At 67.2% G+C, this 1986-nt stretch carries 1 protein-coding gene; it reads right to left on the bottom strand.

The features are described from left to right. Positions 1 to 21 precede the first annotated feature (21 nt). A partial coding sequence (locus tag JMF90_RS35020; RefSeq protein ID WP_201326160.1) for a TonB-dependent siderophore receptor occupies positions 22 to 1986 on the bottom strand: 1965 nt, incomplete at its 5' end.

Genomic DNA, 1986 nt, shown 5'->3' with positions numbered 1-1986 from the left:
CACGCGGCCGAACCCGGTCGGTCAGAAATCATAGGTCAACGATACACGCGCGGTGCGCGGCGCACCGGGGAACAGGTACGCATCGCCCTGCTGCTCGCCTGCGTCGCGCCAGTAGAACTTGTTGAACAGATTGTCCACCGACACGCGCAACACCGTGCGATGACCGCCGATCTTGGTCGTATAACGCGCGCCCAGATTGAACACGAACCACGACGGCACGCGCGCGGTGCCCTCCTCGTTCGCGTTGCGCGCCGCGCTGTATTCCACGCCGCCGAGCACGTTCAGGCCCGCGACGCCCGGCACCGCGTAGTCCGCATACAGCGACGCGCGCAGCGCGGGCACGTTGATGATCTGGTGCCCTTCGTAGGCCGGCGACCCCGAATCGACCGCGCGGGCGCGAATCGCCGCGACGCTGGCCGTCAGGCCCAGCCGCTCGGTCACACGCCCGGCCGCGCCGAGTTCGATCCCCTGGTGCCGCTGAGTGCCGCGCTGCACGAACGTGTAGCTCGTGCCCGACGCATCCGGGTCAGCGAACTGGAACGGCTTGCTGATCGAGAACACGGCGGCCGTGAGGCTCAGCCGATCGAGCCAGTCGTATTTCGCGCCGACTTCGATCTGGTGCGATTCGACGGGCGGCAGGAACGCATATGCGTTGGTCGCGCGCACGGGCGCCTGGTCGCCGAGCGACAGCGCCTTGCTGTACGACGCATACAGCGACAGGACGTTCACCGGCTTGTAGACGAGCGCGACCTGCGGCAGGAACACCGAGCGGTCGGTATGCGTCGTCTCGCCGTCGAGGCTGCTCCAGCTGCGCTGGCGCAGCAGCACTTCCTTGCCGCCCGCGAGCACTTGCCAGTGTTCGCCGATACTGATGCGGTCGAGCCCGAACACGCCGTACTGCCACGCGTCGAGGCGCGGATACGACGGCCCCGGTGAATTCGGCGACGGCGGAAAGGTCAGGTCGGGCCCGTAGATATTCTCGCTGCCCACGTAGTCGTACACGGCGTCGGCCATGTGCACGACGCGGCGCTGCACGCTCACGCCGAGCGTCAGCTCGTGCCGCAGTGGCCCCGTCGCGAACTTGCCGGTCGTGACCGCGCGCAGATCGTCGTTGCGTCGGTATTCGCCGGGGCTGCGGAAGTCGTACACGTCGTAGTCGCCGTTCGCGCCGAAGAAGAACGGCGACGTCGCGCCGGCCGCGCAGCTCGCCGCATACGAGCAGCCGTACGCGAACGCGCTGTTGTCGTCGATCATCGTGCGGCTACGGCCCACGGCGACGTACGCCTTCCAGTCGTCGTTGAACTGGTAGTCGAAACGCGCGTTCAGGTTCAGCGCATCGGTCGTCACGGGTTTCGCCCACGGCTGCGTGCCGAGCGCCTTCGACGTCGTCTTGACCGACGGCACGACCGTGCCGCCGAGCAACTGGTAGCCGGGCGCGGAACGCTGGATCCACTGCTGGAATTCGGCATTGAGCTGCAGGCTCGCGCGCGGGCTGATATCCCAGTCGGCGGCGATCGAGCCGAACGTGCGCCGCCCGTTCGTGCCGTCGATATAGGAGTGCATGTTCTCCTTCGCCGCATTGATCCGGAACCCGAACTGATGATCGGGGCCGAAGCGGCGGCCGAGATCGATGGCCGCCGACGTCGAGCCGCGGCTGTCGACGCCGCCCGTCACGCTCGCGACGTTCGCGGAACGCTTGGTCACGAAGTTGATCACGCCGCCCGGTGCGACGACGCCGCTGTCGATGCCCGCGAGCCCTTTCAGGATCTCGACGCGCTCCTTGTTCTCGAGCGGCACGTTCTGCTCGCCGGACACCGTCAGCCCGTCGATCCGAATCGCGCTCGCGAGATCGACCGGAAAGCCGCGGATCGCGAAGCCTTCGAAATAGCCAACCGGCGCATAGTCGTTGACGACCGACGCATCGTTGCGCACGACGTCGCTCAGCCGCTTCGCCTGCTGATCGTCGATCAGCGCACGCGTGATCAC

The organism is Burkholderia sp. E168m23 (assembly GCF_016586125.1).
GTDB lineage: Bacteria > Pseudomonadota > Gammaproteobacteria > Burkholderiales > Burkholderiaceae > Burkholderia > Burkholderia orbicola.
The sequence above is the reverse complement of the archived record's forward strand: the minus strand, read 5'-3'. Positions and strand labels throughout refer to the sequence as shown.